We start from the raw sequence: 24292 nt of genomic DNA, 5'->3' as shown, positions 1-24292 counted from the left end.
CCTCCGGGTGGGCAAGATCGAGTTGCCGCGTATGGTTGCCGCTTGTCGTCACTGAACACGCTTGATCCGCGCGTTCGGTTCAGCTCGGAGGGGAAATACCGATGACGGGTGACGCCCGTGCGTTCTGGCTCGCCGCGCCCGGCCTTGGCGAGATCCGCCCGGTCACGGTCGGTGATCCGGGCCCCGGCGAGGTCCTGGTCCGGACCCTGCACTCGGGTGTGAGCCGCGGCACGGAGACCCTCGTGTTCCGCGGCGGGGTGCCGGACAGCCAGCACGAGGCGATGCGCGCGCCCTTCCAGGAGGGCGACTTCCCGGCCCCGGTGAAGTACGGCTACCTCAACGTCGGCACGGTCGAGCAGGGCCCGCCCGAGCTGCTCGGCCGCACGGTCTTCGCCCTGTACCCGCACCAGACCCGCTACGTCGTGCCGGCCGCCGCGGTCACCGTGATCCCGGACACCGTCCCCGCCGGCCGGGCGGTCCTCGCCGGGACGGTGGAGACCGCCGTCAACGCGCTCTGGGACGCCGCGCCGCTGGTCGGCGACCGGATCGCCGTGGTCGGCGCGGGCATGGTCGGCGCGAGCGTCGCGGCCGTGCTGGCCCGCTTCCCGGGCGCGAAGGTGCAGCTCGTGGACGCCGACCCGGCGAAGGCCGCGGTCGCCGCCGCGCTCGGGACCGGCTTCGCCCTGCCCGGCGACGCGGCCGGCGACTGCGACCTGGTCGTGCACGCCAGCGCCACCTCGGCCGGGCTGACCCGGTCCCTCGAGCTGCTCGCGCCGGAGGCTACGGTCATCGAGCTCAGCTGGTACGGCGACCGCGAGGTCAGCGTCCCGCTCGGCGAGTTCTTCCACTCCCGCCGCCTGGCGATCAGGAGCAGCCAGGTCGGCGGGATCGCACCCGCCCGGCGCGGCCGCCGAAGCTACGCCGACCGGCTCGCGATCGCCCTGGATCTGCTCGCCGACCCCATCTTCGACGCCCTGATCACCGGGGAGTCGGACTTCGCGCAGCTGCCCGAGGTCATGCCCCGGCTGACCGACGGCTCGCTGCCCGCGCTGTGTCATCTGATCAACTACCCGGTAGGAGAGTGAATGTTCAGCGTCACCGTCCGTGACCACATCATGATCGCGCACAGCTTCTCGGGAGAGGTCTTCGGACCCGCCCAGAAGCTGCACGGCGCCACGTTCGTGGTCGACGCCACGTTCAAGCGGCCCGAACTGGACGCGGACAACATCGTCGTCGACATCGGCCGGGCGAGCGAGGAACTGCACACCATCTGCGGCACGCTCAGTTACCGGAACCTGGACGACGAGCCCGCCTTCGCCGGGCAGAACACCTCGACGGAGTTCCTCGCCAAGGTGATCGCCGACCGGCTCGCCGGCAAGGCGGAGTCGGGCGACCTCGGCGTGGGCGCGCGCGGCCTGACCGGCATCGCGGTCACGCTGCACGAGTCGCACATCGCCTGGGCGAGCTACGAGCGGAACCTGTGACCGAAGCGCTCCACGTGGTGCTGCCGGGCGCGATCGACGACCCGGCGGCACCGAGCGGCGGGAACACGTACGACCGCCGGGTGCTGACCGGCCTGGCCGCCGACCGCGACGTGCACGAGATCGCGGTACCGGCGCCCTGGCCGCACCCGCGGGCCGCGGACTCCGCGGCGCTGGCCCGGGCGCTCGCGGAGCTACCGGACGGCGCCGTGGTGCTGCTCGACGGCCTGGTCGGCTGCGCCGTGCCGGAGCTCCTCGAACCGCACCGCGCCCGGGTCCGGCTGGTCGTGCTCGTGCACCTGCCGCTCGGCGACGAGACCGGCCTCTCCGGAGCCGAGGCGGCCGAGCTGACCGCGCGGGAACGGCGCACGCTGCACGCCGCGGCGGCGGTCGTCGCGACCAGTTCCGGCGCCGCCCGGCGGCTCGAGACCCTGCACGACCTCCCCGCCGGCAGCGTGCACGTCGCCGCGCCGGGCGTCGATCCCGCGCCGCCGGCCGCGCCCTCGCCCGAGGGCGGCCGGCTGCTGTGCGTGGCCGCGGTCACCCCGCGCAAGGCGCAGGACGTCCTGGTCACGGCGCTGCGATCGGTCGCCGACCTGCCCTGGACCTGCACGCTTGTCGGCGCCCTCGACCGCGCGCCGGCCTTCACGGACCGGGTGCGCGAGCTGGTCGCGGCCGCCGACGGCGCCCGGGACAGGATCCACCTGGCGGGCACCCGGACCGGGCCGGCGCTTGAGCGCAGCTACGCCGAGGCGGACCTGCTGGTGCTCCCGTCGCTGGCCGAGACGTACGGCATGGTGGTGACCGAGGCGCTGGCGCGTGGCGTGCCCGTGCTCGGCACCCGGGTCGACGGCGTACCCGAGGCGCTCGGCAGCGCCGGCGACGGCACGACGCCCGGGGAGCTCGTGCCCCCGGGAGACCCCGAAGCACTGGCCGCGGCGCTGCGCCGCTGGCTGACCGACCCGCGGCTGCGGCGGTCCTGGCGGGCCTCCGCCCGGCACCGCCGCGACGGCCTGCGGGGCTGGGACGAAACGACCCGACGATTGAGCGAGGTGCTGTACGCATGACCGGAGAGTTCAGCTCCACGTGGCTGACGCTGCGCGAGCCCGCCGACGCGGCCGCCCGCGCCGACGAACTGATCAAGGAGCTGCGCCTGCCCGCCGGCGGCGAGCTGGTCATCCGCGACCTCGGCTGCGGCACCGGTTCGCTGGGCCGGTGGCTGGCGCCGCGGCTGCCCGGGCCGCAGCGCTGGGTGCTGCAGGACCGTGACCCCGCGCTGCTCGCGCACGCCGCCGCCCACCTGCCGCCCGCGGCGGCGGACGGCAGCGCCGTGACGGTGGAGACCGCGCAGGGCGACGTCACCGCGTTGACCGCCGACGACCTGGCCGGCACGACGCTTGTCACCTGCTCGGCGCTGCTCGACCTGTTCACCGTCGACGAGGTGGCCGCGCTGGCCGAGGTCTGCGTCGCCTCGGGGACCCCGGCCCTGTTCACCCTCTCGGTGGTGGGCGAGGTCACCCTCGAGCCCGCCGATCCGCTCGACGCCGAGGTCGCCGCCGCGTTCAACGAACACCAGCGGCGGGTCGTCGGCGACCGGATGCTGCTCGGTCCGGAGGCGGTCGGCGCCGCGGCGGAGGCCTTCGCGAGCGCCGGTGCGACCGTCACCGTGCGGGACAGCCCGTGGCGGCTCGGGCCGGAGCAGGCCGAGCTCACCGCCGAGTGGCTCCGCGGCTGGGTCGGCGCCGCCGCCGAGCAGCGTCCGGAGCTGCCGCTGGAGGGGTACCTGAAGGACCGGATCGAGGCCGCCGAGGCCGGCCGGCTGCAGGTAACGGTCGGGCATCAAGATCTTCTTGCGCAGAAAGTCTGAACCACCTGCCACCGCCGGGACGTATTAGTCGCAAGAGGGTGGAACCTGAGGGGGCGGCTGCATGAACCGATCGATCTGGGCGTGGGTGCGGGTACTCGGCGGGGTGGGGATCCTCGCCGTGTTGCTCTGGCGCCTGGGGACCGGAGCCTTCGTCGACGGGCTGCGGGTGATCGACGGCCCCGCGCTGGTCGCCGCGTTCGCGATCGGCGTCGCCACCACGGTGTTCTCGGCCTGGCGGTGGTGCCTGGTCGCCCGCGGGCTCGGCATGACGCTCTCCATGCGGTCCGCGATCGCCGACTACTACAAGGCGCTGTTCATCAACGCGGCGCTGCCGGGTGGGGTGCTCGGCGACGTCGACCGCGCGGTGCAGCACGGCCGCGAGGAGGGTGACGTCGGCAAGAGCGTGCGGGCCGTCGTCCTCGAGCGCACGGCGGGACAGGTGGTGCTGGTGTCGGTCGGCGTGACGGTGCTGCTGACCGTACCGTCGCCGGTCCTCACCCACCTGGAGGCGCACGCCCGCGGGATCGCCGTCGCGGTCGCGACCACCGCCGGCCTCGCGGCGCTGGCCTTCTTCGCCTTCTCCCGCCTGCGGGGCGGCGCGTCCCGGTGGGCGCGCGCGGCGCGGACCGGGGCCGCCGAGGTGCGGTCCGGGCTGCTCGCCCGCCGCAACTGGCCGGGCATCGTGCTCGCCTCGACGGTGGTCCTGGCCGGGCACCTGGCGACGTTCGTGGTCGCCGCCCGCGCCGCCGGCTCGGACGCCTCGCTGCTGCGCCTGGCGCCGCTGATGCTGCTCGCGCTGCTGGCCATGACGCTGCCGGTGAACATCGGCGGCTGGGGGCCCCGCGAGGGTGTCACCGCGTGGGCGTTCGGCGCGGCCGGGCTCAGCGCCACGCAGGGCCTCACCATCGCCGTGGTCTACGGGCTGTTCGCCTTCGTCGCCGCGCTGCCGGGCCTGGTCGTGATCATCGCCCGGGCGCTGGCCGGGGCGCGGGCCAGGGCCGCCGCCCGGGTCGTCGCGGCGCCGGTCGTAGAGCCGATCACGCTCGCCCAGCCGGTGGTCGTCCCCCAGCAGAGGATCATGTCGCCGGTGCGGGAGCTGGTCGGAAGCGGTGCATGAAAGTGCCATGACCTCACGTTCGGATTATGTTGGACGGCGGGGTGACGGTGGTCGCTCGATAGGGGGACCATCAGTGCTTGAGCGACCGTACGTGCTGCTCAGCTGCGGAATGTCCATCGACGGATACGTGGACAGCCCGAGCGACGAGCGGTTGCTGCTGTCCAACAGCGCCGACTTCGACCGGGTCGACGAGGTCCGGGCCGGCTGCGACGCGATCCTGGTCGGCGCCGGCACGATCCGCCGGGACAACCCCCGGCTGCTGGTCCGCGACGAGACCCGGCGCAAGGCCCGGGTGGCCCGCGGCGAGCGGCCGGACCCCGTCAAGGTGACCGTGACCAACAGCTGCGACCTGGACCCGGAGGCGAGCTTCTTCGCCGTCGGCGAGGCCGACAAGCTCGTCTACTGCGCGACCCCCGCGATCCCGAACGCGCGGCGCAGGCTCGGCGGGGTCGCTACCGTGATCGACGGCGGCGAACCGGTCGACCTGTGCCGGGTCATCACCGACCTGCACGGGCGCGGCGTCGACCGCCTCATGGTCGAGGGCGGCGGCACGATACACACCGGCTTCCTCACCGCGGGCCTCGCCGACGAGCTGCAGCTGGTGGTCGCACCGTTCTTCGTCGGCGACTCGCGGGCGCCGCGCTTCGTCCGCGACGGCACGTTCCCGTGGGGGCCGGAGCGCCGCGCGGACCTCACCGAGGTGCGCCAGATCGGCGACGTGGTGCTGCTGCGGTACGCGCTCTCCGACCGCTACCGGGGCTGACCCGGTGGCCGAGATACCTGAAGATCGAAATGGGGGGCGGATGTCCGAGGCGCTGGGCTTGGGGACGATTCCGAAGGCCACGGTACGGACGCGCGTCACCGTTCCGCTGCGCTTCGCCGACGGGTACACGACGACGGCACGGGTGCTGACCTTCGACGGGCTGGTCGACGGCGGGGAGCACCTCGCGCTCGGGCTGGGCGACTGGGAACAGGCCCTGGCCGCGGCGCCCCTGGTCCGGCCGCACAGCGAGTGCCTGACCGGCGACGCGTTCGGCAGCCAGCGCTGCGACTGCGGCCCGCAGCTGCGCGAGGCGGTCGAGCGCATCGCCGAGACCGGCGGCCTGCTGCTCTACCTGCGCCAGGAGGGTCGGGGCATCGGCCTGTACGCCAAGCTGGACGCGTACGCGCTGCAGGATGCCGGGCTGGACACGTACGAGGCGAACGTGGCGCTGGGCCGCGGCGAGGACGAGCGCGACTACACGGCGGCGGCGCAGATGCTGCTGGCGCTGGGCGCGAAGCGGATCCGGCTGCTGAGCAACAACCCGGACAAGGCGACGCAACTCGAGGCGCGCGGCATCCGGATCGCGGAGCGGATACCGACGGGCGTGCACCTGTCCTCGGCCAACCTGCGCTACCTGACCACCAAGGCGTCGCACACCTCGCACACCCTGGACCTGCCCGGCCTGTGACCCCGCCGGGTCCCGCGGCCCGGCCATGATCGACCGGCCGGGCACCGTCCACAGGCCGGGCGTCCGGCCGCGGCCGTTCCCCGGGTTGTCCACAGGGCCCGGACCCGCGCCGGGCGCGGTCACTACTATCGCGGAGTGACTTCCGCTCCCGAGATCGACCGGTCCGCCGCCACCGAGGTGCTCAACCGGGTCTTCGGCTACTCCGGATTCCGCGGTGAGCAGCGCGAGATCATCGAGCACGTCATCGCCGGCGGCGACGCCCTGGTGCTGATGCCGACCGGCGGCGGCAAGTCGCTGTGCTACCAGATCCCGGCGCTGGTGCGCGACGGCGTCGCGGTGGTGATCTCCCCGCTGATCGCCCTCATGCAGGATCAGGTCGACGCGCTGCGCACCCTCGGCGTGCGGGCCGGCTTCCTCAACTCGACGCAGGACTCCGGCGAGCGCCGCCTGGTCGAGCAGGCCTTCGTCGACGGCAAGCTGGACCTGCTCTACGTCGCGCCCGAGGGCCTCGGGGTCCCGGCCACCCAGCGGCTGCTCGACCGCGGCAGGATCGCGCTGTTCGCCATCGACGAGGCGCACTGCGTCTCGCAGTGGGGCCACGACTTCCGCCCCGACTACCTCGCGCTGTCGATGCTGCACGAGCGCTGGCCCGACGTGCCGCGCATCGCGCTCACCGCCACGGCGACCACCGCGACGCACGGCGAGATCGCCACCCGGCTCGACCTGACCGGCGCCCGGCACTTCACCGCCGGCTTCGACCGCCCCAACATCCAGTACCGCATCGTGGCGAAGAACGAGCCCCGCCGGCAGCTCCTCGACCTGCTGCGCACCGAGCACCCGGGCGACGCGGGCATCGTCTACTGCCTGTCCCGCGCCTCGGTGGAGAAGACCGCCGACTTCCTGGTGCAGAACGGCATTCCCGCCCTGCCCTACCACGCGGGCCTCGACTCGCGGGTCCGCGCGGCCAACCAGTCCCGCTTCCTGCGCGAGGACGGCCTGGTGATGGTCGCCACGATCGCGTTCGGCATGGGCATCGACAAGCCCGACGTGCGCTTCGTCGCCCACCTCGACCTGCCGAAGTCCGTCGAGGGCTACTACCAGGAGACCGGCCGGGCCGGGCGCGACGGCCTGCCGTCCACCGCCTGGCTGGCCTACGGGCTGCAGGACGTGGTGCAGCAGCGCAAGATGATCGAGACGTCGGAGGGTGACTTCGCCCACCGCCGCAATCTCGCCGCACACCTGGACGCGATGCTGGCGCTCTGCGAGACGGTGCAGTGCCGCCGCTCCCGGCTGCTGGCCTACTTCGGCCAGCAGGGCGCGCCCGACTGCGGCAACTGCGACACCTGCCTCAATCCCCCGGAGTCCTGGGACGGCACGATCGCGGCGCAGAAGCTGCTCTCCACGGTGCTGCGCCTGCAGCGCGAGCGCGGCCAGAAGTTCGGCGCCGGCCAGTCCATCGACATCCTGCTGGGCAAGACCACCGACAAGGTCACCCAGTTCCGCCATCACGAGCTGAGCGTCTTCGGCATCGGCGCGGACCTGCGCGAGTCCGAGTGGCGCGGCGTGGTGCGGCAGCTGCTGGCGCAGGGCCTGCTCGCGGTGGAGGGCGACTACGGCACGCTGGTGCTCACCGACTCCAGCGGCAGCGTGCTCCGCCGCGAGCGCCAGGTCATGATGCGCCGCGAGCCGGAGCGCGCGGCCCGCGCCCCGAAGGCCCGCTCGGGCAAGGCGGCACCGGCGGCCGAGCTGCCGCCGGAGGCGGCGCCGCTGTTCGAGCGGCTGCGCGCCTGGCGGGCCGCCGCGGCCAAGGAGGCCGGCGTCCCGGCCTACGTGGTCTTCCACGACGCGACCCTGCGGCAGATCGCGACCCAGCGCCCGGGCAGCCTGGCGGAGCTGTCCACGGTCAACGGCGTGGGCGAGAGCAAGCTGGCCAAGTTCGGCGAGCAGGTCCTCGCCGCCCTCGCGGAGCAGTGAACGCCGGCCGGTTCCGGCCCGGCCACCCGCTCCGCCGGAGCCGCATGGCCGCGGATGTCCGGTTCCGGCCCCGGCCACCCGCTCCGCCGGAGCCGCAAGGCCGCAGATGTCCGGTTCCGGCCCCGGCCACCCGGTCCGCCGCAGCGGCACGGCCGCGCATGTCCGGCCGGTTCCGGCCCCGGCCACCCGGTCCGCCGCAGCGGCACGGCCGCGGATGCCCGGCCGGTTCCGGCCCCGGTCGTGCGGTCCGCGGGAGTGGCCCGGCCACGGATGTCCGGCGGCCGGGCACGGCCGGAGGCCGCGGGCGGTGGCCCGTCCGCGATCTCCGCCGAAGAACCCTCAAGCCTCCGCATCCACGGCCGATCAATCATGCCGTGAACCCAACGTTGCCGTTCCCCATGCCGGGCACACAGCTCGTGCACGTAGGCCGGCAGCCGATCTTCGACGTGACCGGCGACGTGGTCGCCTACGAGTTGCTGTTCCGCGGCAGCATGGACGCGGTCGAGGCCGGCCGCCGCGACACCTACGCGACCAGCCAGGTCATCGTCAACACCTTCACCGAGTTCGGCATCGACGAGGTCGTCGGAGACCGGACCTGCTTCATCAACATGACCCGCGAGTTCCTCACCGGCGAGCTGACCCTGCCGTTCGACCCGGAGCACGTGGTGCTCGAGGTGCTCGAGACCGTCAAGGTCGACGACGAGGTCATCGAGGGCGTCTCCGCGCTGGTCGCGCAGGGCTACCGGATCGCGCTTGACGACTTCGTCTGGGGATCGGGGCACGAGAAGCTGCTGCCCCTGGCCTCGTTCGTGAAACTGGACCTGCTGCTGGGCGACCTCACCCACCTGGACGAGATCGTCGCGGCCTGCCGGGCGTACCCCGACATCCAGATCATCGCCGAGGGCCTGGAGACCGGCGAGCAGCTGGCGCTGAGCAACCGGTACGGCTTCGAGCTGCGCCAGGGTTACGTGCTCAGCCGGCCCCAGGTGCTCACCGCCAACAGCCTCACCCCCTCGCGGCTGCGCCGCCTGGAGCTGCTCGCCGCGCTCAGCGCCGGCGACACCGACCTCGAGCGCGTGCTGTCGATCATCGCCGGCGACCCGGCGCTGACCATGCGGGTGCTGCGGGCAAGCAACTCGGCCGCGGCCGGCGCCAGCTCCAAGATCTCCTCCGTGCGCCAGGCCGTGGTGATGCTCGGCGTCACGCACATCCGCGGCTGGGCCATGCTGATGGTCGTCGACGACGTCGCCGAGGCGACCGAGGAGCAGATGGCGGACGCACTCACCCGGGCCCGCCTCTGCGAGAATGTCGCGACGGCCTTCGGCGCGAACGCCGACTCGGCGTTCATGGCCGGGCTGATCGGGGCCGTGGCCGGGATGCTCGGCCTCTCCAACGCCGCGATGGCGCACCAGCTGCCGCTGAGCCCGGACATCGCCGGCGCCCTCGAGCGCGGTACCGGGCCGATCGGCCAGGTGCTGCGGGTGGTGAACGCGTACGAGCGCGGTGACCTGGCGGAGGTCGCCGCCGCCTACTCCGGCGATGATCTCGCGGGTACCGTGATGGGCGCGATGCGCTGGTCGCGGATGGCCGTGCAGGCCGCACAGGGCGCCCCCTGACCGTTGCCCATCTCCTATAGGCGGGATAGGCTTTGTCGGCCACCTCGCCGTAGCTGAGGAGAGGGTCATGATCAAGCTGTCGCCCGCCACCCGGCTGGCCACCCCCGTCGACACCGCGGCACACGGCGAATACCGGATCCCCGACACCCCCGGGCCGCTGCTGCGCTTCACCGGCCGGATCACCGACGACGGCGACTTCACCGCCCGCCCGTTCCGCTACCACGTGTACGGCGGATGGTTCTGCCCCTGGTCGCAGCGGGTCGCGATCACCCGTTCCCTCGCCGGGCTCGAGGACATCGTCGGCATGTCGTACGTCGACGGCGCCCGCGACGGCCGCGGCTGGGCGTTCCGGGAGCGGTACGGCCCGGACCCGGTCAACGGCTTCACCCTGCTGCGCGAGGTCTACGAGGCCACCGAGGAGGGCTTCGACGGCCACGTCTCCGTACCGGCGCTGTGGGACCGCGCGAACGCGCGCCTGGTCAGCAACGACTGTTACGGCATCGGCATCGACCTGGCCACCCGCTTCCGGCACCTGGCGGAACCGGTGGTGGAGACGTATCCGCCGCGGCTGCGCGAGCGGATCGAGGAGCTGGACCGCTGGCTCGGCCCGGCCGTCAACCACGGCGCCGGGGCGGCCGGCGGCCCCGGCACCGCCCGTACCGCCCTGCTCGAGGCGTTCGAGCAGCTGGACGGCCGGCTGTCACGGTCCCGCTTCCTGCTCGGCGACGACCTGACCGAGGCCGACATCCGGCTCTGGGTGACGCTGGTCCGCTACGACGTCGGCGTGAACGCGGACCGGGCCGTCAACCCCGGGCTGCACGTCTACCCGCACCTGTGGTCGTACGCCCGCGAGCTGTACCGGATACCGGCGTTCCGCGACACCACCGACTTCGGCGCCTTCTCCCGCCCCGGCGCGATCCGGCCGGACTGGGAGGAACCCACCGGCTGACCGCACCACCTACTATCGTGCGGTGCGTTCCAAGATTGCCGCGCTGACCAGCGCTCTCGTGCTCACCGGCTGCGGTTCCGAGGGCGCCGCCGCCCCGGCTGCGGTCACGCCCTCCCCCGCCCGCGCCGCGGCGTCGGCCGGCGCGACCACGCCGGTTCCCGCCGGCGCGAACCCCTCGGTCGCTCCCAGCGCGTCGCCGAAGCCGGTGCCGGCGTTGCCGAGCCCCGGCAACCCGGACGGCGGGGCGGCCGTCCCGGCTGAGGCGAGGGCGGCGGACACCAGCGACCCCGACCGCGTCGTCGGCACCGGCACGCCCGCGAGCTGCACCTCCGCGGCCGTGGTGAAGGCCGTCGCCGCCGGCGGCGTGATCACCTTCGACTGCGGCCCGGCGCCGGTGACGATCACCATGAAGGCCACCGCCAAGGTACGCAACGACCACGGCCCCGACGTCGTGCTCGACGGCGGCGGCCGGGTGACGCTCAGCGGCGCCGGCAAGCGCCGGATCCTCTACCAGAACACCTGCGACCAGGCGCAGCGCTTCACGACCTCGCACTGCCAGGACCAGCCGACGCCGCGGCTGACCGTGCAGAACCTGACGTTCAAGGACGGGAACTCGACAGGCGAGACCGCCGAGGGCGGCGGCGGGGGCGCGATCTTCGTGCGCGGCGGCCGGCTCAAGGTCGTCAACTCGCGCTTCACCGGCAACCGCTGCGACGGCACGGGCCCGGACCTCGGCGGCGCGGCGATCCGCGTGCTGTCGCAGTCGCGGAACCGGCCGGTCTACGTGGTGCGCAGCACCTTCACCGGCGGGGTCTGCGCGAACGGCGGCGCGCTGAGCAGCATCGGCGTCTCCTGGTCGGTGCTGAACAGCGTCTTCACCGGCAACAGGGCGGTCGGCCGGGGCGCCAACCCGGCCCGCGGCGGGACACCGGGCGGCGGCTCCGGCGGCGCGATCTACACCGACGGCAACACCTTCACCGTCAGCCTCGCCGGCACCGTCGTACGCGACAACCGCGCCAACGAGGGCGGCGGCGCGATCTTCTTCGTGAGCAACGACCGTACCGGCACGCTGACGCTCAGGGGCTCGTCGCTCAAGCGCAACCGCAGCGCCGGCTTCGAGACACCCGGGCAGCCCGGGATCTTCTTCCTCGGCGCCCGGATCAGCCGTTAGGGGCGTACCAGCGCAGCAGGGCCGCGCCGACCGACATGCCGCCGCCGAAGCCGGCCAGCAGGACCAGTTCGCCGCTTAGCAGCGCGCCGGAGCGCGCGGCGACGTCGAGCGCGATCGCCGCGGACGCGCTGCCGGTGTTGCCGAAGCGCTCCAGCACCAGGTGCGTGCGGGCCGCGCCCAGCCCGGCGGCCTCGACCAGTTCCCCGATCATCACGCCGTTGGCCTGGTGCGGGACGAAGTGGGTGACGTCCTGCGGTGCGAGACCGGCCCGCTTGAGCAGCCCGGCGAGCACCGGCGGGACCCCGGCCATGACGAACTCGCGTACGCCGCGGCCGTTCATCCGGAAGAGGTGGTCGCCGTCGCCCACCGTGTCGGCGGAGGCGGGCAGGCGACTGCCGCCGGCCTTGACGTGGATCAGCTCGTGCTCGTCGCCGCGGGTGACCAGCTCGACGTCGACCAGCCCGTACGGCGCGGGCACCGCGCCGACCACGGCGGCGCCGGCACCGTCGCCGAACAGGATGGCGGTCCGCCGGTCGCTGAAATCGAGGATCCGCGAGTAGACGTCCGCGGCCACGACCAGCACGACCGCGTCGGGCCGGGTGGCGACCAGGCTGTTGGCCAGCGCCAGGCCGAAGACGAAGCCGGCGCAGACGACGTTGATGTCGAACGCGGCGGCCCGGTGCGCGCCGATGGCGTGCTGCACCAGCGAGGCGGTCGGCGGCTGCGGCGAGTCGCCCGTCGAGGTGGAGACGATGAGGTAGTCGACCCGGTCGGCGGGGATCCCGGCCCGCGCGAGGGCCGCGAGCGCGGCCTCGGCGGCCAGGTCGGAGGTGGCCTCGTCGGGCGCCGCGAAGCGCCGCGCCTCGATCAGCGTCTTGCTGGCGATCCACTCGGGGGTGGTGTCGGTCACCCGCTCCACCAGGCTCTCGTTCGTGACCTCATGCTCGGGCACGTAGGAGCCCGTACCGAGGATGCCGACGCGCGGTACCGATTGCATGTAACCGCTTATCGGCCTCCCGGCGGCCCGGTTGAGGGATCGCCCGGCCGGCCGGCCGAAGTTTTCGCCACGCCTACGCCAGTGACGTGCGTCGCCGGACCCGGCGGAGAGATAATCATGACTGTGACCAATTGGGAGTATGCGCGACTCGAGTACCGGGCGGCCGGCACCTTCGGTGCTGACCGGTTCATGGACTGGACGGCCACGTTCCACCACCCGGGCGGGACGCTGCGGTGGGGCACCGACGAGCGCTTCGACGACCTGCGCCACCTGAACCGTGCCGGAGCCGCCGGCTGGCAGGCGTACGACCGGGCCCCGATCCACGTGCTCAACGAGCCGCATCGCCTGCACGGTGTCACGTACTCGATGCGCCGCCCCGTCCCGTAGGCCACACCCGGGGCTCCACAGTCGACCACTTTCAAAGCTCATTCATAGATAGAAACGCCTCACTGCCTGCTCGGGATTCGAGACAAGTAGGCGAGCGCACCCATGCCAGAACAGCCCGGCGAGACCCCGGTCGACAACGACGCCTACGTGGCCAGCGGTTACCCGGCCCGCCTGACCATCGCGGTGCGGGGCTGAGCGAACCGGCCGAGGGGTACGCGACCGGGATCGCGTACCCCTCGGCCCGCGGATCAGCTGCTGAACACCTCGAACTCGGCGGCGACGACGCTGCCCGCCGCGGCCGAGGCCGTCGCGCAGTCGGTGGCGCCGCGCGGGTCGTTCTCCTGCTCGCCCGCGTAGAGCGGGTTGCCCGTGCACTGGTTGGTGAGCACCCGCAGCCGCACGTGGGTGGCCGGCGTCGGGCGGACCTGGAACGACTTCAGCAGCAGGTTCGGCACCTTGGGGCGGAACTGCGCCGTGTCGAAGGCGTTCGCGGCGCTGGCGTACGCCACCTTGTAGCCCGCGTCCGTCGCGCAGTCCGCGCCCGCCGCCGCGTTGCAGGTCAGCACCTCGAAGCGGCGGACCGTGCTGTACATCGTCGAGGTCGCCGCGCCGGCGCCCGGGAAGGCGCTGAGCTGCACCCGGGACACCAGCTTCGGTGCGTCCGTCGGCAGGTCGACCGTGACCTGCCGGCCGGCCGCGCCGCCGGTGGCGGTCCAGGCCGTGCCCTCGGCGTCGTCGGTGAGGCGGCCCAGGTTCGTGCCGTCGCCGGTGATCGTCGCGCCGGAGGCGGCCGATGCCAGGTTGGCCGGCATGACCACGCCGACGTTCGCGGTGACACCGGGGTAGATGGTCTGCGTGAAGCGCTTGTGGCCGTATCCCGCGCCGATCGCCAGGAACCGGTAGGTGCCGGGCGCCAGCGTCACCGTGTCCGGCAGGGCCGTCGCCGGGTCGGTGTCGGCGACCGGGGTGGCGCCGAAGTCGTAGTCGCCGACGTAGAGGCGGACCGGCTTGCCCGCGGCCTCGCCGAGCGCCTTGAACGTCACCTCGACGTTCTCGGTGTACGGCGACGCGAAGCTCGGCACCGGGTCGGTGTCCGACGGCCCGCTCGACGCGCCGGCGCCCATGCCGCGGGCGGCGAACGCGTTCCAGAGCAGGTCGGCGTTGGCGCCGTCGAAGCGCAGCGCGTCCGCGGTGATCATGTTGTCGCGCATGTCGAGCATGCTGATCGAGCCGGTCGCCGCGAGCAGGAACGCGTCGAAGACCAGCTGCGCCCAGCGGCGGTTGCCGGGGCACTCGGTGGCCGGGGTGGTGCCGGCCGCGCAGCTCTCCTGCAGCGCCCGGGTGCCCGAGCCGTAGCGGGTGATGAGGGCACGCCGGACGTCGAAGTTCGTCGCGCTCCAGATCTCGCCGTCCGGGTGCACGGCCGCGCCGCGGTCGTAGCCGTAGTTCGAGTAGTTGAGCGGGCTCGCGCTCATGTCGTAGTTGCGGATGCCCGTCGCCACGTCGCCGGTCACGTACGCGCCGGTCACGTACGGCGTGCCGCCCCGCGGGGTGTAGCCGCTCTCGAACAGGTACTCCATCGCCATGAGGTCCGACCAGCTCTCGCCCATCGCACCGCCCTGGCTCGAGCTGATGCCGCTGTCCGGGCCGGCGATCATGCGGTTGCTGATGGCGTGGGTGTACTCGTGGCCGATGACCGTCATGTCGTAGTCACCGTCGACGCAGGGCGGGTACGCGCTGCCGGCGAACGGCTGCCACATGTACATGTTCGTGGTCGGCTGCATGCCGTCCGGCGGGGTCGCCTGGTTGGCGTTGTTGCGCGTGGTCGCCGTGGCCGCGCCCTGCTGGGCGTTGCCGCGCTCGGCGTCGGCGCCCTTGCCGTACGGCCCGGCGTTGGTCTTCTGCAGGTTCCAGGTGGCCTCGGTGAAGCCGAGCCGGTAGGACCAGTCGTGCATCCGGTTGTGCATCGCGAACAGGTTCGCGGTGGCCGCGTCGACGTCGGCCTGCTCGGGCGAGGTCAGCGTGTTCGGGTCGCACCTGCTGGTGTTCCACTGGTTGGTGAACGGGTAGACGTACTCGCGGTCGGGCCTGGTCGCCGCGGGCACGGCCGGGGTCCCGTTGCCCCAGAGGCGCACCGACTCCGCGGAGTTGCCGGACGTGGTGAACGTGGGCAGGCCGGTGGCCGGGTCGATGTCCCACGGCCGGCCGGTGGCCGGGTCGACGACCTGCCGGGAGCAGCCGGTGGCCGTCGTCGCGCACCAGGTCTGGCGGGTGTCGGCGCCGTTCGCCGGCGGGGTGCCCGGGAAGACCTTCCAGTGCGGGTCGTTCTCGGCGAAGTTGACCAGGTTCTCCCGCAGCAGCACCTTGCCGTCGCGGGCGTCGACGTAGGTCGTGTAGCCGAGCGGGTGCTCGGCGTCCTTCGACATCACGACGACCTCATACGCCGACCGCGGGTCGGCGCCGGGCATCGGGACCGCGACGAGCCGGACCCGCGAGTCGGCCAGTTGCGCCCGGTCGATCCCCGCGTCGGACAGCGCCGCGGCCAGCGCGTCGTCGGCGGTGAGGAGGGCGGCGGCGGGCTTGCCGGTGCGCGGGCTGAGCGACGAGGTGACGCGCAGGACGTCGCCGTCCTTGACCGCGACGGCGACCAGGCCGTCGTGTGCCGCGGGCAGGCCGCCGAACCGCTGGCGCAGCAGCACGACGGCGCCGCCGCCGACCTCGGTCTCGGCGATGGTCTCAAGGTCGTCGACGGCGGCGGACCGGAGCGAGAACAACCCGACGCTGTTCCTCAGGTAGTCGCGGGCGACGGTCTCGGCGTCGCGGGTGCGCCCCGCGGCTAGCCGGCCCTTGGCCGGGGTGACGGAGGCCGGGGTGCCGAGCCTGTTCCAGCGGATGACGAGGTTGTCGTCGCGGACCAGGGCGCGCTGCCCGGCGGTGGGTGCGGCGCTGCCGCCGCGGTTGTCGACGAAGTCGTACTCGTCGCCGAGGTGCTCGCCGGTCAGCGGCGTCGCCGCGGGCGGCTGATCGGCGGGTGCCGCGTCCGCGCCGATGGGCGAGGCGGCGATCATGGTGGTCACGGCGAGGATTCCGGCGATGGCGGACCGTCTGCGTATGCGCACGCATGCCTCCTGGGGTCGGCCTGGAGGATCTCTCCAGACCGTCGAGACACTACGCGTGCATAGACGTTCATAGATGAACGAATTGTTTCAACGGTGCCGGCGGGCCGCCCGGCGGGTTACGTTGTCGTTCAGGGGGTCGCCGATGACCACGCTTGAGAGTCTCGCCGCGGTGCTGCGGTCCGGCCTGGGTGCCGACCGGGTGATCAGCGACCGGCAGGAGCTGCGTACCTACGAATGCGACGGCCTGGCCCACTACAAGGTCACTCCCGGCCTGGTGGTGCTGCCCCGCGACGCCTCCGAGTGCGCCCGCACGGTGAGGGCCTGCGTCGAGGCGGACGTGCCGTTCGTGGCGCGTGGCTCCGGGACCGGTCTCTCCGGCGGCGCCCTGCCGCACGCGGACGGGGTGCTGATCGTGACGTCGAAGATGCGCGCCATCGTCGAGGTGGCGCCGGACGACGAACGCGCGGTCGTCGAACCCGGCGTGATCAACCTGCACGTCACCCACGCGGCGACCCCGGCCGGCTACTACTACGCGCCCGACCCGTCCAGCCAGCAGATCTGCTCGATCGGCGGCAACGTCGCGGAGAACTCCGGCGGCGCGCACTGCCTCAAGTACGGCTTCACCACCAACCACGTGATCGGGGCGCAGATCGTCACGCCCGACGGCGACCTCGTCGAACTGGGCGGCCGGGCCCCCGACTCCCCCGGCTACGACCTGCTCGGCGCGTTCGTCGGCTCCGAGGGAACGCTGGGCATCGCGACCCGGGTGACCGTGCGCCTGACCCGGCTGCCGGAGTCCGTGCGTACGCTGCTCGCCGCCTTCGAGACCACCGACCAGGCCGGCGCGGCCACCTCGGCGATCATCGCCGCCGGGGTCGTGCCGGCGGCGGTGGAGATGATGGACGCCCTCGCCATCGAGGCCGCCGAGGCGGCCGTGGCCTGCGGCTACCCCGCCGGCGCCGGTGCCGTGCTGATCGTCGAGCTGGACGGTCCGCACGCCGAGGTGGACGCCCAGTTCGAGCAGGTGACCGCGCTGTGCGAGCAGAGCGGCGCGTTCGAGTTGCGGATCGCCGCCAACCCGGCCGAGCGCGCGCTGTTCTGGAAGGGACGCAAGTCGGCGTTCGCCGCGGTCGGCCGGATCAGCCCGGACTACATCGTGCAGGACGGGGTCATCCCGCGGACGGCGCTGCCCGAGGTGCTGCACCGCATCAGCGAGGTCTCCCGCGCGCACGGCGTACGGGTCGCGAACGTCTTCCACGCGGGCGACGGCAACCTGCACCCGCTAGTGCTCTTCGACGACGGCGTGCCCGGCGAGGCCGAGCGGGCCGAGGAGGTGTCCGGCGCGATCATCGACCTGTGCATCGAGTACGGCGGCTCGATCACCGGCGAGCACGGCGTCGGCATGGACAAATCCCGGTACATGCCGCGGATGTTCACCGCCGACGACCTCGAGACCATGCAGCTGCTGCGCTGCGCCTTCGACCCCGCCGGACTGGCCAACCCCGGCAAGATCTTCCCAACGCCCCGGCTCTGCGGCGAGGTGCCCCGGCGGCACAAGGCGACCGAGGCCCGCCCGGCGGAGCTCTTCTGATGGCGCTCTGGACGTCGGCGACCGACGCGGACACGGTCGGCGGGGTGCCGGCCCGGTTCGTCGCCGCCCCGGCGAGCACCCGGGAGGCCGCCGAGGTGCTGCGGGCGGCCGCCGCCGACGACCTCGCGGTCGTGGTGCGCGGCGGCGGCAGCAAACTGGACTGGGGCATGCCGCCGCGGCGGCTCGACCTGATCGTGGACACCCGCAACCTGACCGGCGTGGTCGAGCACGCCGCCGGTGACCTGATCGTGGTGGTCCGGGCCGGCACCGCCCTCGCCGGACTCGACCTGGCCGGTCAGCAGCTCGCCCTGGACCCGGTCCTGCCCGGAGCGACCGTCGGCGGCGCGGTCGCGGCGAACACCAGCGGACCGCGGCGCCAGGGCTACGGCACCGTCCGCGACCTGCTGATCGGCATCACGGTGGTCCGGCCCGACGGGATGATCACGCGGGCGGGCGGCAAGGTCGTGAAGAACGTCGCCGGGTACGACCTGGGCAAGCTCTACACCGGCTCGTACGGCACGCTCGGGCTGATCACCGAGTGTGCGTTCCGGCTGCACCCGCGCCCCGCCGCGCGGGCACTGGTCGTCCGCACCGCACCGGCCCCAGAGCTCGGCGCGCTGCTGGCCGCCGTCCGCGCGGAGCAGGTCGTACCGGCGGCGGTCGAGATCGACGCGCCCGCCGACGGCCCGGTGACCCTGGCCGTGCTGGTGGAGGGCACCGCCGCCGGGGTACGGGACCGGGCCGCCACCCTCGAGAAGGCGCTCGGCGCCCAGTCGACCGACGAGTTCCCGCCGTGGTGGGGCGCGTACCCGTGGACGGAGACCGGGATGAAGCTGACCGTGCCGCTGTCGCGGGTGCCGGACCTGCTGTCCTGCGGAGTCGCGCTGCGCGGCTCGGCCGGCACCGGCGTGCTCTACGCCGACGTGCCGGCCGGCGCCGCGCCGGCCGTCGTGGAGCGGCTGCGGGCGACGGCGATCCGCGCCGGCGGCCACGGTGTGGTGCTCACCGCCCCGCCGCAGGTGCGCGAGCGGGTCGACATGTGGGGCCCGGTGCCGGGGCTGGAGCTGATGCGCCAGGTGAAGGACCAGTTCGACCCGGCACACCGGTTCGCGCCGGGCCGATTCGTGGGAGGCATCTGATGGTCGACGCGACCCGTGGCGGCGGCGGGCAGGCACCGCGCGACGTGCTGGGGCCGGTCGCCGGCGAACCGGCCTTCGACGGCCACCGCCCGCCCCGGCTCGACATCGTCAGCGACTGCGTGCACTGCGGCTTCTGCCTGACCACCTGCCCGACGTACGTGCTGTGGGGCGAGGAGATGGACTCGCCGCGCGGCCGGATCTACCTGATGAAGCAGGGGCTGGACGGCGAGCCGATGACCGGCTCGATGGTCCGGCACGTCGACGCCTGCCTGGGCTGCATGGCCTGCGTGACGGCCTGCCCGTCCGGGGTGCGCTACGACCGCCTGATCGAGGACACCCGGGCGCAGGTCGAGCGGCGGCACACCCGGGGCGGCCGGGACCGGGCGCTGCGGGAGGCGATCTTCGCGCTCTTCCCTTACCCGCGCAGGTTGCGCCTGCTGCGGGGCCCGCTGCGCGCCTACCAGGCCAGCGGCCTGCAACGGCTCGTCGCCCGCAGCGGCCTGCTGCCCCGCCTCGCGCCGACGCTGGCCACCCTGGAGTCCCTCGCGCCGCGGCTGAGGCGGGTACCGAGGCCGCCGCGGCGGGTGGCCGCCCGCGGACCGCGCCGCGCGGTCGTGGGCGTCCTGACCGGCTGCGTGCAGGGCGCGTTCTTCCCGGACGTGAACGCGGCGACCATCCGGGTGCTGGCGGCCGAGGGCTGCGAGGTGGTGATCCCGCCCGCGCAGGGCTGCTGCGGCGCGCTGAGCGTCCACAACGGGCGCGAGGAGCAGGCGAAGGGCTTCGCCCGTAAACTGATCGACCGCTTCGAGCGGGCCGGCGTCGACTTCGTGATCGTCAACGCGGCGGGCTGCGGCTCGTCCATGAAGGAGTACGCGGAGCTGCTGCGCGACGAACCCCGCTACGCCGACCGGGCGGCCGCGTTCGCGGCCTCGGTCCGCGACCTGTCGGAGATCCTGATCGAGCTGGGGCCGGCGGCGCGGCGGCACCCGCTGCCGCTGACCGTGGCCTACCACGACGCCTGCCACCTCGCGCACGCTCAGGGCGTCCGGGCGCAGCCCCGCGCGCTGCTGCGCGGCATCCCCGGCCTCGAGGTCCGCGAAATCGCGGACCCGGAGATCTGCTGCGGTTCGGCCGGCGTCTGGAACATCCTGAACCCCGGCCCGGCGGCGGAACTCGGCGACCGCAAGGCGAAGGACGTGCTGGCCACCGGCGCGAGCCTGCTGGTGACGGCGAACCCGGGCTGCCTGATGCAGGTGGCCTCCGCGGTGCGGCGCCTGGGCGGCGAGATCGCGCTGGCGCACACGGCCGAGGTCCTGGACGCGTCGATCCGCGGCCTGCCGGTGTCAGCGCTGCTCGCACCGGCCCGCTCGTCCGGATAGCCGCCTCGCGGGCAGGCCCGCGCCGCTACGCCCACCGGGGCGTCCCACACCGCCGCGATGTCCCTGGCCGACCTCGTCAGCCTCAAGATCTACACGACCGACGTCGACCGGTTCTTCGAGCACGAACGGGTGCTGCAGGCGCGGCTCGTGGGAAGCCGAGAACGCATGGTCAGCCGCGGCCTAGTGAACTATCTCCGCGGCCGCGGAGAGACGGACGACGACTACCCGATCCTCGCCGACTGGATCGAGCGGGTCTTTCTCCTCGTGCCGAGATCCCGTTGAGCGCAGTCGCGAAGGTCGCCGGCGGTGGAGCACCGGCAGTCGCGGCCGACAGCGGCGGGCGCCCGTGGACGAACATAGACCAGTGCCAGGTCAGGAAGCATGTCGCTGCACGTCGAGCAGCCCCCTTGTCTGCCTGGGGGTCAATGGGTCGTAGCTTTCTTGACCCTTGAGCGTGTCTCGGGAAGCCGGATTGAAACTCGGGGGAACATTGAGAGCCAGTCTTGCCACGTGCATGAAATGATCGATTGCAGATCTGCGCTTCTGTAGCACCGTCGCCACTCGAGTGCTGATGTCGGGAGCCTTGTCTTGGTAGTACGTCAGGTCGAACACCACCAGACCGATCAGCTCGGCATCGACCAATAGGAGCGATTTCGCGGACGCAAGCAGATCATCATCGACAAGGTGATAAAGTTCGACCGCTCGGCCGGCGCGCCAGATTTGGTCGAATTTCGATATTATCTCCGATCTTTCCATGGGATTCCGGGGCGAGAACAGCTGATCTTTCCCGACTTGATTTCGGTCGCTGACGCTCCACTCAGGATGAGCGTCCCGGAGCGTTCCGACGATGCTTCGATAGAATTCATCATCAGCCACCAGGAGATTGAGATAGGAAGTTCGACGCTCATTCTGCCAACTCCGGATCAATTCAGCCCGCGCAAGTGAGCGCTGCAAGCCCGCTTGACGCCATGAACCTATCAAGACACCAAGGAGTGCCGCAATGCCGGCCACCATAGCCGGCATGACCGATTTCATGAATAATCTTCCCGTTACTAAGGCGACCGTGGGTAGCTCACCTTAACCAACGCGTTTGGCTACGGCTAGCACTCGAACGATTGCCATCAGAAGAACTCGATCTATCGACGCCTCGCGGCGCCACCGACATAGACACGGCACCATGCCAGATTGGCCGGTCGCGTCCGGGAAACAAACGGAAGGCCGGACCACGCTTGCCTTGGTAGATGGCAAACAGTTCAGCGATCTTGATCGAGCGCCGCCCTGGCAGTGGGGGCGACTAGCCGGTTGACGACGAAATGGCCAAGGGCATGGACGCTGGCGAACTTTTTGCCTAGCTCAACGAGGTTGCCAAGCGGGTAGACGGACCCTGATCGTTCCTTACACGGAAGCAGTCGAGGCCCGGGCTTCAGCGGAGGTCGCACGCCCCTGTCACCATGACGACGTGAGTCTGCCTGGACATCAGTGTTGGCCGCCTCCATTGCCGTGATCGACACTCTCGCTGCAACGATTTTTACTCAGGTTTGGAATGCTCGACGCGAGGATCGACGCCGAGCCGACGAGCGTAGTGAGAAAGATCTTGTCAACGAGCGCGAAGACCAACTTCGGCTGCACCAAGAACGCCGAGTCGCGTACCTCAACTACCCCAGAGCGCTACATGAAGCTGCTGAGGCCGTCCGTGAAATCGCCGCACAAGGCCAGCCTTTGAACGACGGCCAGAAGCAGGCTGCGTCACCAGGGAGAAGTCAAGCTTCGAAATGCGGGCGACAGTTACGAATCCAACGTCGTAGCATCCTCGGTCGTGTCCAACGATTCAGAGCCACCGACGGACTGGCGATATGAGGAGCTGCGGCGGCTTGGTGAACTCGAACGCCGCATGACGATCGAGCTCGCGGATACTCGTGACGCCATCGCGCGGCTCGTCGGCCAGGTTCTTCCGCATCACGCACGACCGGATCGGATCGAGGGCGTCGTGCACGCCAGCGGGTACGCGCGGTGGATGGTCGAGCGCCTTCGCGACGGCAAGATGTGGCTCCGCTGAGCTGCGGCCCAAGGTGAACCACAGGGGTGGCCGGCCCAGCCGGCACGCGGCTGGGTGACTGCTCGGTCCGGCGAGTCCTTGATCTACGAAATCGCGCCCGGTGCGGCCGGCCGCAGCGTCATGGCTGGTAGATGCCGGGTCGCGGCGGGGTGGCCATGTTCGCGCCGACGAAGAAGCTCGGGTGCGGTGGCTGGTTGTACGCGGTGTTCTGCCAGGCCAGGGCCATCCGGTACTGGGAGTCCTGCAGCAGGGTGGTGATGCGGCGGTCCGTCGCGTTCGGCGTCGCGTAGATGCGCAGCGCCGTGTTGGCGGTGTTCGGCCAGATCACCTCCTCGCGCCAGTCGCCCCACAGGTCGCCGGAGAGGGACGGGGTCGACTTGGTGCCGTTGTTCGAGTGGACGTCCGACGCGGTCAGCAGCCGGGTGTCCGACGACGTGCCGTACTTGTCGATGTGCGTGCCGTCCAGCAGTTCGCGGACCGGATCGCCGTCCCACCAGGCCAGGAAGTTCGTCGAGCCGGGTTTGCGGCTCGACACCGCCGAGCCGGACGGGCTGCGCAGGCCGTCCGCCGCGGCGGACCAGGACTCGGCGCCGGCGCTGCCGGACCAGACGTCGCCGGCCACGCCGCGGCCGTTGTCGCCGTTCGCCGGGGTGGACCAGATCACCTGGCCGGTGCGGGCGTCCGCGAACCACGATGACGGCTTGCTGGTGTCCTCGTCCACCTTGAACACCTCGAGGCCGGAGCGGGACGGGTCCAGGTCGCCGACGTGCAGGGCGTCGCCGTGGCCGAGGCCGGTGTTCCAGAGCTTGGCGCCGTTGTCGTCGATGGCCAGGGCGCCGTAGACGATCTCGTCGCGGCCGTCGGCGTCCACGTCCGCGACCGACAGCTGGTGGTTGCCCTGCCCGGCGGTGCCGGCGTTGGTGGAGCTGTTGCTGTCGAAGGTCCAGCGCCGGGTCAGGGTTCCGTTGCGGAAGTCCCAGGCCACGACCACGGTGCGGGTGTAGTAGCCGCGGGCCATGATGAGGCTGGGTCGGGTGCCGTCGAGGTAGGCGGTGCCGGCCAGGAAGCGGTCCACCCGGTTGCCGTACGAGTCGCCCCAGGACGAGACGGTGCCGCGCGGAGGGACGTAGTCGACGGTGGAGAGGGCGGCGCCGGTGCGGCCGTCGAACATCGTCAGGAACTCGGGGCCGGTGAGGATGTAGCCGCTCGAATTGCGGTGGTCGGCGCTCGAGTCGCCGATCACCTGGCCGGTGCCGGAGACGGTGGCGTCGGCGGTCTTCATGGCCACCTCGGCGTCGCCGTCACCGTCGTAGTCGTAGGCCTGGAACTGGGTGTAGTGCGCACCCGCCCGGATGTTGCGGCCCAGGTTGATCCGCCACAGCCGCGCGCCGCTGAGCTCGTAGGCGTCCACGTACACCGGGTCGGTGACGCCGGACTGCGAGTTGTCCTTGGAGTTCAGCGGGTCCCACTTGAGGATGATCTCCAACTGGCCGTCGCCGTCGAGGTCGGCAACGCTTGCGTCGTTCGCCGCGTACGCGGAGGTGTTGGGGTTCTGGATCGGCACGTCGAGGTAGCCGGCGGCGAAGTTCAGCGACGCGGCGGAGGCGGCCTGTTCGACGCCGCCGACGACGGCCCGGACCGTGTACGCGGATCCGGCGGCCGCCCCGGCGTCGAGGTAGTTGGTCGAGGCGGTGATCGGGGTGCCGTTCACCTTGGTCGAGCCGCGGTAGAGGTTGAAGCCCACGTCGGCGGGGTCGGCGGCGAGCCAGCGCCAACTGACCAGGTTGCCGCTGCCGGAGCGGACGCTGATCAGCCCGCGATCGAGCCGCTCCATCTGCCGGCCGGCCGCGCTGGTCGGCGGCGGGGTCGTCGGCGTTGTCGTCGGTGGGGTCGTCGGTGGGGTCGGCGTTGTCGTCGGTGGGGTCGTCGGTGGGGTCGGCGTTGTCGTCGGTGGGGTCGTCGGTGGGGTCGGCGTTGTCGTCGGTGGGGTCGTCGGGT

The 24292-nt window shown here is 72.3% G+C and carries 21 protein-coding genes; 17 read left to right on the top strand and 4 right to left on the bottom strand.

Translation table 11 applies throughout. From position 1 onward, the window contains the following. The first annotated feature begins 101 nt into the window (after positions 1-101). From AB0B58_RS01620 to AB0B58_RS01570, 11 genes are all read left to right on the top strand, one after another. On the top strand, positions 102-1085 hold the full coding sequence (locus AB0B58_RS01620) for a zinc-binding alcohol dehydrogenase (protein ID WP_360215687.1): 984 nt from the start codon (positions 102-104) through the stop codon (positions 1083-1085). Next, positions 1086-1484, top strand: coding sequence for a 6-carboxytetrahydropterin synthase (locus tag AB0B58_RS01615; RefSeq protein WP_360215684.1), 399 nt, complete (start codon positions 1086-1088; stop codon positions 1482-1484). Next, positions 1481-2548, top strand: a complete 1068-nt coding sequence (locus AB0B58_RS01610; protein ID WP_360215681.1) for a glycosyltransferase family 4 protein — start codon at positions 1481-1483, stop codon at positions 2546-2548. Before AB0B58_RS01615 ends, AB0B58_RS01610 begins: the two co-directional genes overlap by 4 nt. Further along, positions 2545-3348 carry a methyltransferase domain-containing protein gene (locus AB0B58_RS01605; RefSeq protein ID WP_360215678.1) on the top strand — a complete coding sequence of 268 codons (804 nt, stop codon included), beginning with the start codon at positions 2545-2547 and terminating at the stop codon, positions 3346-3348. Before AB0B58_RS01610 ends, AB0B58_RS01605 begins: the two co-directional genes overlap by 4 nt. Before the next feature lie 61 nt (positions 3349-3409). Then, a complete protein-coding gene (locus AB0B58_RS01600) occupies positions 3410-4465 on the top strand; it encodes a lysylphosphatidylglycerol synthase transmembrane domain-containing protein (RefSeq protein WP_360215675.1) in 1056 nt (351 codons plus the stop codon). A 73-nt stretch (positions 4466-4538) separates the two neighbouring features. Next, positions 4539-5228: a dihydrofolate reductase family protein gene (locus AB0B58_RS01595; RefSeq protein WP_360215672.1), complete on the top strand. Its 690-nt coding sequence runs from the start codon at positions 4539-4541 to the stop codon at positions 5226-5228. 40 nt (positions 5229-5268) lie between these two features. Further along, on the top strand, positions 5269-5916 hold the full coding sequence (ribA, locus tag AB0B58_RS01590) for a GTP cyclohydrolase II (protein ID WP_360215669.1): 648 nt from the start codon (positions 5269-5271) through the stop codon (positions 5914-5916). A 135-nt stretch (positions 5917-6051) separates the two neighbouring features. Then, positions 6052-7890, top strand: coding sequence for a DNA helicase RecQ (recQ, locus tag AB0B58_RS01585; protein ID WP_360215666.1), 1839 nt, complete (start codon positions 6052-6054; stop codon positions 7888-7890). A 398-nt stretch (positions 7891-8288) separates the two neighbouring features. Next, positions 8289-9506: an HDOD domain-containing protein gene (locus AB0B58_RS01580; protein WP_360215663.1), complete on the top strand. Its 1218-nt coding sequence runs from the start codon at positions 8289-8291 to the stop codon at positions 9504-9506. Between the two features lie 67 nt (positions 9507-9573). Further along, a complete protein-coding gene (locus AB0B58_RS01575; RefSeq protein WP_360215660.1) occupies positions 9574-10455 on the top strand; it encodes a glutathione S-transferase C-terminal domain-containing protein in 882 nt (293 codons plus the stop codon). 22 nt (positions 10456-10477) lie between these two features. Then, positions 10478-11626 carry a hypothetical protein gene (locus tag AB0B58_RS01570; protein ID WP_360215657.1) on the top strand — a complete coding sequence of 383 codons (1149 nt, stop codon included), beginning with the start codon at positions 10478-10480 and terminating at the stop codon, positions 11624-11626. Here AB0B58_RS01570 and AB0B58_RS01565 read toward each other — a convergent pair. Continuing rightward, entirely contained in the window at positions 11616-12623 is a 1008-nt protein-coding gene (locus AB0B58_RS01565; protein ID WP_360215654.1) for a ketoacyl-ACP synthase III, read from the bottom strand. The two genes, AB0B58_RS01570 and AB0B58_RS01565, sit on opposite strands and share 11 nt — an antisense overlap. Positions 12624-12740: 117 nt before the next feature. Between AB0B58_RS01565 and AB0B58_RS01560 the strand changes: the two genes are divergently transcribed. Next, positions 12741-13010: a hypothetical protein gene (locus tag AB0B58_RS01560; protein ID WP_360215651.1), complete on the top strand. Its 270-nt coding sequence runs from the start codon at positions 12741-12743 to the stop codon at positions 13008-13010. A 248-nt stretch (positions 13011-13258) separates the two neighbouring features. Here the strand turns inward: AB0B58_RS01560 and AB0B58_RS01555 are convergent, their stop codons facing one another. After that, entirely contained in the window at positions 13259-16129 is a 2871-nt protein-coding gene (locus tag AB0B58_RS01555; protein WP_360215648.1) for a M36 family metallopeptidase, read from the bottom strand. A gap of 142 nt (positions 16130-16271) precedes the next feature. On the opposite strand from AB0B58_RS01555, the gene AB0B58_RS01550 reads away from it, so the two are divergent. The 4 genes from AB0B58_RS01550 to AB0B58_RS01535 are packed head-to-tail and all read left to right on the top strand — an operon-like array spanning position 16272 to position 20520. Next, positions 16272-17720, top strand: a complete 1449-nt coding sequence (locus AB0B58_RS01550; RefSeq protein WP_360215645.1) for an FAD-linked oxidase C-terminal domain-containing protein — start codon at positions 16272-16274, stop codon at positions 17718-17720. Beyond that, complete coding sequence (locus tag AB0B58_RS01545) at positions 17720-18859, top strand: FAD-binding oxidoreductase (RefSeq protein ID WP_360215642.1); 1140 nt, start codon at positions 17720-17722, stop codon at positions 18857-18859. Before AB0B58_RS01550 ends, AB0B58_RS01545 begins: the two co-directional genes overlap by 1 nt. Next, a complete protein-coding gene (locus AB0B58_RS01540) occupies positions 18859-20238 on the top strand; it encodes a heterodisulfide reductase-related iron-sulfur binding cluster (protein ID WP_360215639.1) in 1380 nt (459 codons plus the stop codon). The genes AB0B58_RS01545 and AB0B58_RS01540 overlap by 1 nt, the downstream gene beginning before the upstream one ends. Before the next feature lie 57 nt (positions 20239-20295). After that, a complete protein-coding gene (locus AB0B58_RS01535) occupies positions 20296-20520 on the top strand; it encodes a hypothetical protein (protein WP_360215636.1) in 225 nt (74 codons plus the stop codon). 90 nt (positions 20521-20610) lie between these two features. Here AB0B58_RS01535 and AB0B58_RS01530 read toward each other — a convergent pair whose 3' ends face one another. Next, positions 20611-21273 (bottom strand): hypothetical protein, encoded by a 663-nt coding sequence (locus AB0B58_RS01530; protein WP_360215633.1) that lies wholly within the window; start codon positions 21271-21273, stop codon positions 20611-20613. Between the two features lie 781 nt (positions 21274-22054). On the opposite strand from AB0B58_RS01530, the gene AB0B58_RS01525 reads away from it, so the two are divergent. Beyond that, on the top strand, positions 22055-22294 hold the full coding sequence (locus AB0B58_RS01525; RefSeq protein WP_360215630.1) for a hypothetical protein: 240 nt from the start codon (positions 22055-22057) through the stop codon (positions 22292-22294). Between the two features lie 118 nt (positions 22295-22412). Here the strand turns inward: AB0B58_RS01525 and AB0B58_RS01520 are convergent. Beyond that, positions 22413-24292, bottom strand: a 1880-nt coding sequence (locus AB0B58_RS01520; protein WP_360215627.1) for a rhamnogalacturonan lyase, incomplete at its 5' end; no start/stop codon positions are given.

It is taken from the genome of Actinoplanes sp. NPDC049118, assembly GCF_040648555.1.
GTDB lineage: Bacteria > Actinomycetota > Actinomycetes > Mycobacteriales > Micromonosporaceae > Actinoplanes.
Note: the sequence above shows the minus strand (reverse complement) of the source record. Positions and strands in the feature narration are given on the sequence as shown.

Excerpts from the sequence above, each read along its gene's own strand:
- AB0B58_RS01530 (WP_360215633.1), bottom strand. The coding sequence starts at position 21,273 with ATGAAATCGGTCATGCCGGCTATGGTGGCCGGCATTGCGGCACTCCTT.
- AB0B58_RS01605 (WP_360215678.1), top strand. The coding sequence starts at position 2,545 with ATGACCGGAGAGTTCAGCTCCACGTGGCTGACGCTGCGCGAGCCCGCC.
- AB0B58_RS01600 (WP_360215675.1), top strand. The coding sequence starts at position 3,410 with ATGAACCGATCGATCTGGGCGTGGGTGCGGGTACTCGGCGGGGTGGGG.
- AB0B58_RS01615 (WP_360215684.1), top strand. The coding sequence starts at position 1,086 with ATGTTCAGCGTCACCGTCCGTGACCACATCATGATCGCGCACAGCTTC.
- AB0B58_RS01550 (WP_360215645.1), top strand. The coding sequence starts at position 16,272 with ATGACCACGCTTGAGAGTCTCGCCGCGGTGCTGCGGTCCGGCCTGGGT.
- AB0B58_RS01620 (WP_360215687.1), top strand. The coding sequence starts at position 102 with ATGACGGGTGACGCCCGTGCGTTCTGGCTCGCCGCGCCCGGCCTTGGC.
- ribA (WP_360215669.1), top strand. The coding sequence starts at position 5,269 with ATGTCCGAGGCGCTGGGCTTGGGGACGATTCCGAAGGCCACGGTACGG.
- AB0B58_RS01540 (WP_360215639.1), top strand. The coding sequence starts at position 18,859 with ATGGTCGACGCGACCCGTGGCGGCGGCGGGCAGGCACCGCGCGACGTG.
- AB0B58_RS01565 (WP_360215654.1), bottom strand. The coding sequence starts at position 12,623 with ATGCAATCGGTACCGCGCGTCGGCATCCTCGGTACGGGCTCCTACGTG.
- AB0B58_RS01560 (WP_360215651.1), top strand. The coding sequence starts at position 12,741 with ATGACTGTGACCAATTGGGAGTATGCGCGACTCGAGTACCGGGCGGCC.
- AB0B58_RS01535 (WP_360215636.1), top strand. The coding sequence starts at position 20,296 with ATGTCCCTGGCCGACCTCGTCAGCCTCAAGATCTACACGACCGACGTC.
- AB0B58_RS01545 (WP_360215642.1), top strand. The coding sequence starts at position 17,720 with ATGGCGCTCTGGACGTCGGCGACCGACGCGGACACGGTCGGCGGGGTG.
- AB0B58_RS01575 (WP_360215660.1), top strand. The coding sequence starts at position 9,574 with ATGATCAAGCTGTCGCCCGCCACCCGGCTGGCCACCCCCGTCGACACC.
- AB0B58_RS01580 (WP_360215663.1), top strand. The coding sequence starts at position 8,289 with ATGCCGGGCACACAGCTCGTGCACGTAGGCCGGCAGCCGATCTTCGAC.